This window comes from Suttonella sp. (assembly GCF_056855035.1).
The window spans coordinates 1-6,780 of the sequence record NZ_JBXGGR010000101.1 but is presented as its reverse complement, the minus strand read 5'-3'; the positions used below and the strand labels follow the sequence as shown (position 1 = coordinate 6,780).

Here is a 6,780-nt window from a genome sequence, read left to right as displayed (position 1 = left end):
ATTTAACGGTGTAAGCAAAAATTTCGAATGGCATTTGAAAGAATGCGAATGGCGCTGGAAGCAGAGTATTGATGATTTAGAAAAACATTTATGGTCGCTTCTGCAATAAATTATACCAATCACTCTGCTAGTCTAGAGCCTATCTTATTATCTTCAAGACAAAATCCCTTTCTCATCTCTTCTTATTCCTCGATTAATCCTGCAAAAAAAACGGCAGCATTGCCTAAACTTATTTCTCATTTGATTAGGCTGCTTATCAAGCATAAATTTCAAACGCATGAATAGACGGATAAGCATGAGAAGACGCATCAAGCAAAGCATTATCCGAGAAGCGCTTTGTGAGAACATACGTCCGATATGGGATTTTTATAGTCGAAGAATTGAAAAAACATTACGGTGTTGGCTCGCCGTATGCTCCGTGCTGCCCGCGACTCGGCGTCTTGTAGTACTTTTCCACCTCTCCGAGATACAAGACGGGATTACAAAAGATGTAAAACGAATTATAGTCGGAGAAGTGGATAAGTACTACAAGACGGCGAACTGCAGGCAGTACAGAGCGTTCGGCAAGGCGAACCAAATCCGTAATACTTTTTCAATTCTTTGACTATAAGACCTTATTATTGCGATTAATCGACCATACAAACATCTCAAAATAAACCGCAGGAATGATCGGATGATGTAAAGAATTTTTAAGACAGAAATAAAAAACCCCTAAAGGGGCATTCATAAATGGGGTGGATAATGGGACTCGAACCCACGACCTCCGGAATCACAATCCAGCGTTCTAACCAACTGAACTATATCCACCATTGATTTACTTGATTCTTCACCGATTTGCTGGCGCACCCGGCAGGGCTCGAACCTGCAACCTACGGCTTAGAAGGCCGTTGCTCTATCCAGTTGAGCTACGGGCACATAAGATAAAGCATTCTTTGATGGTCGGAGTAGAGGGATTCGAACCCCCGACCCCCTGGTCCCAAACCAGATGCGCTACCAAACTGCGCTATACTCCGTTTCAAAGAAGTGCGCATTTTATAGATGCGCACCAAATGCGTCAATATTTTTTTTCGCTATCTGCAAATATTTTTCTATCTCTATGTTTTAAAAAGATACCCAGCGCACCATTTGCGGCACAAATGCCAGAATCACGAGCATCAGCAGTTGCAAGGCGATGAAAGGAATCACGCCTTTGTAAATGTCGGCGGTTTTCACGCTTATCGGTGCAACGCCGCGCAGGAAGAAGAGGGCAAAGCCGAAAGGCGGCGTGAGGAAGCTGGTTTGCAGGTTAATCGCCACCATAATCGCAAACCATACGGGATCCACGTCCATTTGGAAGAGAATCGGCGCGACAATCGGGATAACGATAAAGACGATTTCAAAATAGTCTAAAACAAAGCCCAGCAGGAAAATCACAAACATCACCACAAAAATTGCGCCGATTTTGCCGCCGGGCAGATTAGACAGCCAATGCTCAATCAGCAAATCGCCGCCATAGGCGCGAAATACCAATGAAAATAATGAAGCGCCAATCATGATTAAGAAGACCATGGCGCTGATTTGCAGGGTTTCGCGCGGTACGTCAATCAACCAGCGCAGAGAGCTTGGTACGCCGTTTTTTCTATCGACCAAATAGCGGACAAAGGCAATGACTAATGCGCCGAATGCGCCGATGCTGGCAGCTTCGGTCGGCGTGGCAAGCCCCATCAAAATGGAACCTAATACGCAGAGAATCAAAGCCAAAGGCGGTAGCAGCACAAATAAGAGGCGCAAATAGAAGTGTTCGCCGCGCAATTGGGCGCGTTCTGATTTATCGGGCAGCGGCAAATCGTTCGGTGTAATCAGTGTGCGGATGAATATGTACAATAAATACAAACCGACAATGCACAAGCCCGGCACGACTGCGCCGGCAAATAAATCGCTGACAGAGACGGTATCGGGAGCGAAATTGCCCATTTTCATTTGCGCTTCGCTATAGGCATTGCCTACCACATCGCCTAAGACAATCAGGACGATAGACGGCGGAATGATTTGCCCCAAAGTGCCGGAGGCGCAAATCACGCCGGTAGAGAGTTTCGGGTCGTAGCCGTTTTTAAGCATGACGGGCAGAGAGAGCAGGGTCATAGTTACCACTGTTGCGCCGACAATGCCGGTGGCAGCGGCTAATAGTGCGCCGACAATGGTTACCGTAAATGCCAAACCGCCGCGCATGCCGCCGAATAAGAGCGTCATCATGCTTAGCAAATCTTCGGCAATTTTCGCTTTTTGCAGGGTCAGCCCCATAAAAACGAAGGTAGGCACGGAAATCAGGGTTTCATTGGTCATCACGCCGCCGAACAGGCGGTTGGTAATCATCGGCAAAACGCTCATATCCACATCGAAGAGCGGCGCCATGCCCGCGAAAATCAGGGCGACCCCTGCTAAAGATAAGGCAACGGGATAGCCCATTAAGAGCGCCATTCCCAATGCCACAAACATGACAATTGCAAGCCATTCCATTTTATTCTTCCTCCTTAATATGCCATTTACCCATTAGTACCAGAATATTGCGCAGTAATTCTGCAATGCCTTGCATAAACATCATAATGGCGAAAGTCGGCAGCAGAGATTTGAGCAAATATACATAGGGTAAGCCGCCCGGTTGAGTAGAGGCTTCACGGTATTTCCACGCGCTGGCGGCGTAATTCCAGCCGTAATAGGCAATCAAAACAGTAAAAGGCAATAAAAACAGAATGGTGCCGATAATATTCAGCAGCGCGCGTTTGCGAGAGGATAGTATGCGGTACAGCACATCGACCCGCACATGCTGATCGCTTTGCAGGGCATAGGCGGCACCCAACATAAAGACGCTGGCATGCATATACATGACCAATTCTTGCAGGGCAATCGAGGTCATATTAAAGACATAGCGCATCACGACCAAATAGGTCGTAAGCAATACCATGGCTAAGGTCAGCCAAGCGCAGGTTTTGCCCACGGCAATGCTCAAGCCGTCAATCAGGCGAATGATTTGCTGCATGTTTAACTCTCTTTGTGGTGGATATTGGGTTCTGCGGCAGTATGAGCATAAGAGCGGTCTTGATAGAAATCTTCGATGATTTTCAACACGCTGTCGGCATCATCGACCACTGTCATCAAATCCAAATCTTGGGCGGCGATTAAGCCCATGCCGAGCAATTGCTCGCGCAGCCAATCCAATAATCCCTGCCAAAAATTGCTGCCGACCAAAATCACGGGGATTTTGCGGCTTTTACCGGTTTGAATCAGAGTCAGGATTTCCGCCAGTTCATCCAGCGTGCCAAAGCCGCCGGGAAGAACGATGTAGGCATTGCAATATTTGACAAACATAGCCTTGCGGGCGAAAAAATAGCGGTATTTCATTGAAATATCCTGATAAGGATTGCCTTTTTGCTCATGCGGCAATTCGATATTCAAGCCCACCGACAAGCCGTGCGCCCCTTGATAAGCGCCTTTGTTTGCCGCCTCCATAATTCCCGGCCCGCCGCCGGAGACAACGGAAAAACCGGCATCAGACAAACGTTTGCCGATGTCTTCCGTTAATTGATAATAAGGACTGTCGGGACGCAGGCGTGCCGAGCCGAAAATGCTGACTGAAGGCGTGATAACCGATAAACGTTCAAATCCATCGACAAATTCCGACATGATTTGAAATACTTTCCATGATTCTCTCGAGAGCTGCTCATTGCTTTCCCCATGCAGCGGCTTTGGTGGAATACGATGTTTTATTTCCATGATAAATCTGCGTAAAAAGTCCGCTATTCTGCCGACTTTTCGCATTTATCTCAAGTATTTCATAAGAGAGATTTGTCCTTAGTATCAGGCAGAAAAAACGCGGCGTTTTTGCCGCGTTATGGGTAAAAGACGGCTTCATCAAAAGCCTAATGATTTTATGTGGCGTTGAGGCTTTGTCTTACATTATTCCTCATCATAGGAATAGCCTTGCTCTTCGCCGAATTCGTCGTCGCTGTCTTCATCATCATAATACCAGCCGCCTTCGTCGTCGCTATCATCGGAAAAGCCGCCCCAGCTCAGACTGTCGCCGCCGAGTTCTTGCACTTCATCTTCGTGGTCCTCGTCTTCATAGTCTTCATCAAAATCCGCCTCTTCATAAGCATCGAAGTTGTCAAAATCTTCAAAATCGTCCGTTTGCATATTGCCTCACTTAAACCGTTGTTCCAAATCCAATAAAAAAGTCTTGCGTTCCAATCCGCCCCAATAGCCCGTCAATGCGCCGTTTTTCCCAATCACACGATGACAGGGAACGATAATCGAGAGCGGATTTTTTCCGTTTGCCGCCGCGACTGCGCGCAGCGCCGAAGGGTTGCCGTAAAGCGCCGCTTGTTGGCTATAAGTCCATGTTTCGCCGTAAGGAATTTGCTTTAGCAAGTCCCAAACTTTGATTTGAAAGGGCGTGCCAAGCGGCGCTAATGATAGGCGAAATGCGCGCAATTTGCCGCAAAAATAATCTTCAAGCTGCGATTGTGTTGCCTGCAAAAGCGGGATTTGTTTTGCCTGTACAGGAGATCGATAGCTTTTTTCTAATGTTTCTTCAATCGATTGCCGCATTTTGACACTATCGACAAAATCCGCATAAACTAAAGCCGTCTGCTCGGCTTGGTCGTAAGCAGCGGCAAGCATGATGCCAATCGGCGTTTCGATTTCGCTTGTGAATAGGGTGGGCATGAGAAAGGCTTCCATTAAAAATAAGGGCTATCTTACAAGACTACCGCCTGCGGACAAACTTTGCGAAAATGCGCGCTTTATTTCTTGCGGAAACCTTTTATGACTGCCGACATCGTCATCACGCTTGCCGTCGCTTTGATTGCCACCTTTCTGTTCGCCACCGAAAAAATGCGCATGGACGCGGTGGCGATTCTGGTGCTGGCAAGTTTGGCTTTATTCGGGCAAGTGTCGCCGCAGGAGGCTTTGAGCGGTTTTAGCAATTCTGCCACGATTACCGTAATCGCCATGTTTGTGCTGGCGGCGGGCTTGCAAATCAGCGGTGCATTAGACGGCATCGGCGCTTTATTGGGGCGCGTCAAATCGCCGCTGGCGTTTTGCTGCTGCTGTTTGCGATTGTCTCGCTGATTTCGCCTTTTGTGAATAATACGGCGGTGGTGGCGGTCTTTATTCCGATTGTGATTGCGGCGGCGAAAAACATTAAATTTCCCGCTTCAAAAGCCCTGATTCCGCTGTCTTTTGTCTCGCAAATGGCGGGAGTAACCACGCTTATCGGCACCTCGACCAATTTGCTCGTCAATTCCATTGCCCAGCAGCAGGGGCATCGCGGCTTCGGCATGTTTGAGCTTTTTCCGCTCGGCATCATTTTTCTGATTATCGGCTATGTGTATTTGCTGACGGCGGGGCGCTGGCTATTGCCGGATAACAGCGCTCATCTGATTGACGAACGGCAAGACCTCGGCAAATACGTCGCCGAATGGCGGGTCAGCGCCGAATCGCCGCTTGTCGGCAAAACCATTGCCGATGCGGTGGATTTAAACCTCTATATCATCGGCGTATTGCGCGACGGCGAACGCCTTTCCACGCCCTCGCAGCAAGTCTTGCAGCGTCATGACATTCTGCTGGTACGCGGCTTGCCGGAAGAACTGCTCAAGCTGCGCGACCAATTCGCCCTCAAAGCCTTTTCCGTCTATGCGCATCAGCACAACAGCGACAATGCCGAAACCCAATGGGTCATCGCCGAAGTCATGGTCGCGCCCAATTCGCAATGGATAGGCGGCAACGTCGCCTTACTCTCGCAGCGTTGGAACCGCAACAGCACCGTCGTCGGTATTCAGCGGCGCAGCAAAATCGTGCGCGAACGTCTGCGCCGCATTCATTTCCACGTCGGCGACATCCTATTGATGATTCTGCCCAGAGAAGACATCGCCGATTTGCGCCGCAATCAAGACTTCATCATTCTCTCGGAAAACCACGAACGCAAAAAAACCGACTGGCGCGCCCATTTTGCCATCGGCGTAATGATTGTCGTGATTACCGCCTCCGCAGTAGGGATTGTCCCGATTACGATTACCGCCCTCATCGGCGCCGTCCTCATGGTCTGTGCCGGCTGCTTGAGTACGGAAGAAGCCTATGCCTCGATTGATTGGCGCATCATCATCTTATTGCAGGACTGCTGCCCTTAGGCGCTGCCATGAACAACAGCGGCGCGGCGGCATTTATCGTCGAACACAGCCTTAGACGCTTCAGCGACGCAGGACCGCTAATGGTGCTTGCTATCCTCTATCTGATGACCATGATTTTGACCGAATTGATGAGCAATGCCGGCACCGCCGTGCTGATGACCCCGATAGCCGTATCCACCGCCAACATGCTGGGCGTAGAAGCCTCACCCTTTATCATCACCGTCATGTTTGCTGCCGCTACCAGTTTTATGACGCCAGTCGGCTATCAGACTAATACTATGGTTTATGCTGCTGGTGGCTACCGCTTTAGCGACTTCATTAAAATTGGATTGCCGTTGAATTTGCTCTACTGGGCATTCGGCATCCTTTTTATTCCTATGATCTGGACATTCTACGGCACATAAAACGTCATTCTAGGGATTACTCTGAATTACAAGAATTTACACCTCTTGCAATTCGATGATTCTTCATAAAAGGGCAAAGGGACATTTTAGGTGCTGTTTTCGAGTTCTTTAGCTCTAAGGGACAAAATAGGTGCTATCTAGCGTTTTTTAAGCAAAATAATCTTTTATAAACTTAACCTTATTCTCCTTTCCCATGCCGCAATGACAAGCTA

The 6,780-nt window shown here is 48.6% G+C and carries 8 protein-coding genes and 3 tRNA genes; 3 read left to right on the top strand and 8 right to left on the bottom strand.

Annotation, left to right across the window (positions count from 1 at the left end; all coding sequences use genetic code 11):
* Positions 1-730: 730 nt before the first annotated feature.
* The 8 genes from ACJHVI_RS09110 to ACJHVI_RS09075 form a co-directional block, all read right to left on the bottom strand.
* A tRNA-His gene (locus ACJHVI_RS09110) sits at positions 731-807 on the bottom strand.
* A gap of 31 nt (positions 808-838) precedes the next feature.
* Positions 839-915 (bottom strand) — tRNA-Arg (locus ACJHVI_RS09105).
* Positions 916-936: 21 nt separating this feature from the next.
* Positions 937-1,013, bottom strand: a tRNA-Pro gene (locus tag ACJHVI_RS09100).
* Between the two features lie 88 nt (positions 1,014-1,101).
* Entirely contained in the window at positions 1,102-2,496 is a 1,395-nt protein-coding gene (locus ACJHVI_RS09095; protein ID WP_483184422.1) for a TRAP transporter large permease, read from the bottom strand.
* A 1-nt stretch (position 2,497) separates the two neighbouring features.
* Positions 2,498-3,016 (bottom strand): TRAP transporter small permease subunit, encoded by a 519-nt coding sequence (locus ACJHVI_RS09090; RefSeq protein WP_483184421.1) that lies wholly within the window; start codon positions 3,014-3,016, stop codon positions 2,498-2,500.
* Positions 3,017-3,018: 2 nt separating this feature from the next.
* Positions 3,019-3,750 (bottom strand): LOG family protein, encoded by a 732-nt coding sequence (locus tag ACJHVI_RS09085; RefSeq protein ID WP_483184420.1) that lies wholly within the window; start codon positions 3,748-3,750, stop codon positions 3,019-3,021.
* Between the two features lie 183 nt (positions 3,751-3,933).
* Complete coding sequence (locus tag ACJHVI_RS09080; protein WP_483184419.1) at positions 3,934-4,170, bottom strand: hypothetical protein; 237 nt, start codon at positions 4,168-4,170, stop codon at positions 3,934-3,936.
* A 6-nt stretch (positions 4,171-4,176) separates the two neighbouring features.
* Positions 4,177-4,584, bottom strand: a complete 408-nt coding sequence (locus tag ACJHVI_RS09075) for a methylated-DNA--[protein]-cysteine S-methyltransferase (protein WP_483184423.1) — start codon at positions 4,582-4,584, stop codon at positions 4,177-4,179.
* A 216-nt stretch (positions 4,585-4,800) separates the two neighbouring features.
* Between ACJHVI_RS09075 and ACJHVI_RS09070 the strand changes: the two genes are divergently transcribed.
* The 3 genes from ACJHVI_RS09070 to ACJHVI_RS09060 are packed head-to-tail and all read left to right on the top strand — an operon-like array spanning position 4,801 to position 6,568.
* Complete coding sequence (locus ACJHVI_RS09070) at positions 4,801-5,106, top strand: SLC13 family permease (protein ID WP_483184418.1); 306 nt, start codon at positions 4,801-4,803, stop codon at positions 5,104-5,106.
* Entirely contained in the window at positions 5,076-6,164 is a 1,089-nt protein-coding gene (locus ACJHVI_RS09065; protein ID WP_483184417.1) for an SLC13 family permease, read from the top strand. Before ACJHVI_RS09070 ends, ACJHVI_RS09065 begins: the two co-directional genes overlap by 31 nt.
* Positions 6,165-6,172: 8 nt before the next feature.
* A complete protein-coding gene (locus ACJHVI_RS09060) occupies positions 6,173-6,568 on the top strand; it encodes an SLC13 family permease (protein WP_483184416.1) in 396 nt (131 codons plus the stop codon).
* Positions 6,569-6,780: the final 212 nt, after the last annotated feature.

What these genes read in the sequence shown, in the direction of transcription:
- ACJHVI_RS09095 (WP_483184422.1), bottom strand. Translation starts at nt 2,496, where the DNA reads ATGGAATGGCTTGCAATTGTCATGTTTGTGGCATTGGGAATGGCGCTC.
- ACJHVI_RS09090 (WP_483184421.1), bottom strand. Translation starts at nt 3,016, where the DNA reads ATGCAGCAAATCATTCGCCTGATTGACGGCTTGAGCATTGCCGTGGGC.
- ACJHVI_RS09085 (WP_483184420.1), bottom strand. Translation starts at nt 3,750, where the DNA reads ATGGAAATAAAACATCGTATTCCACCAAAGCCGCTGCATGGGGAAAGC.
- ACJHVI_RS09080 (WP_483184419.1), bottom strand. Translation starts at nt 4,170, where the DNA reads ATGCAAACGGACGATTTTGAAGATTTTGACAACTTCGATGCTTATGAA.
- ACJHVI_RS09075 (WP_483184423.1), bottom strand. Translation starts at nt 4,584, where the DNA reads ATGCGGCAATCGATTGAAGAAACATTAGAAAAAAGCTATCGATCTCCT.
- ACJHVI_RS09070 (WP_483184418.1), top strand. Translation starts at nt 4,801, where the DNA reads ATGACTGCCGACATCGTCATCACGCTTGCCGTCGCTTTGATTGCCACC.
- ACJHVI_RS09060 (WP_483184416.1), top strand. Translation starts at nt 6,173, where the DNA reads ATGAACAACAGCGGCGCGGCGGCATTTATCGTCGAACACAGCCTTAGA.